General features: G+C 58.8%; 2 protein-coding genes and 1 pseudogene. All 3 read right to left on the bottom strand.

All coding sequences use genetic code 11. From position 1 onward, the window contains the following. Positions 1–281: pseudogene (locus tag AK963_RS29800) on the bottom strand (structural protein); the annotation flags it as partial. Position 282: 1 nt separating this feature from the next. Then, a complete protein-coding gene (locus AK963_RS36330; protein ID WP_175404648.1) occupies positions 283–438 on the bottom strand; it encodes a hypothetical protein in 156 nt (51 codons plus the stop codon). Further along, a partial coding sequence (locus AK963_RS36335) for a hypothetical protein (RefSeq protein ID WP_238593903.1) occupies positions 422–871 on the bottom strand: 450 nt, incomplete at its 5' end. The genes AK963_RS36335 and AK963_RS36330, both read right to left, overlap by 17 nt.

Below are 871 nucleotides of genomic sequence, written 5' to 3' on the forward strand. Positions count from 1 at the left end.
GTCAGGCCGATGCGCTGGCAAACGCTTCTGACATAGGCGTCGGTGTCGTTTTCATTCGGCGGTGCCCAGCGGTGAACGATCTCCCGCAGGGTTCGCAGCTGGTGCTTGTGGTAGTAGGTCATCAGGGTGCGAGCCATTGCTCGGATGCCGTACTCCGGAGAGACAAACTGGCAGAAGGCGTCGTCGGTCTGGGTTGGCTTCAAACCCAGCCAGTCATCACCGTGGCGAATGTTGCCGGGGTTATGGTTACGCCAGCCCCGTATGTTTCTCAGTTCGGTCATGTCACTTCCCTGTGTGTTGCTGATGGCTTGCCTGCCGTTCCTGTATCCCTGCCCAGCTGTCGTAGATCCTCAAACCGACCAGCACGGCGCTGGCGATGGTGGCCACCACGGTGCCGATAAAAAAGAGCTTTCTGACCTCTTCACCCAGTTTCTGCACCAGGCTGTGGGTCTCCTTGCTCTCCTCCTTGATCTCGGTGATGTCCCGGTTCATGGTCGTGAACTGCACTTCCAACTGGCTCACCGTGTGCTCCAAAGAGTTCACCCTGGGCGGGGTTCCTTCCAGCTCGTTTACCCGGTGCTCGAGAACGGCCATGCCTTGTTCGATGTGGTTTAAACGTTGCTCGCTCATCACCTCGCTCCTTGAGGTAGCCCTGTACGTCGGCTCGACGTTGGCGGCATGTCAGACCGGGGCAAGGCAGATTATCTCCCTGCACGATCTTGCGAATGGTGCGCTCCACCAATCCGTACCGCTGACCGATGGCCTGCTTGTGTTCTCCTGCCCAGACGGCAAGCCTGATCTCCTGGTTGCGGATCCGGGCAGCCATCTGTTGCGGGATATACAGCAGCATGCCGCCGAACCGGGTTGCTAA

The organism is Endozoicomonas atrinae, from assembly GCF_001647025.1.
Lineage (GTDB): Bacteria > Pseudomonadota > Gammaproteobacteria > Pseudomonadales > Endozoicomonadaceae > Endozoicomonas > Endozoicomonas atrinae.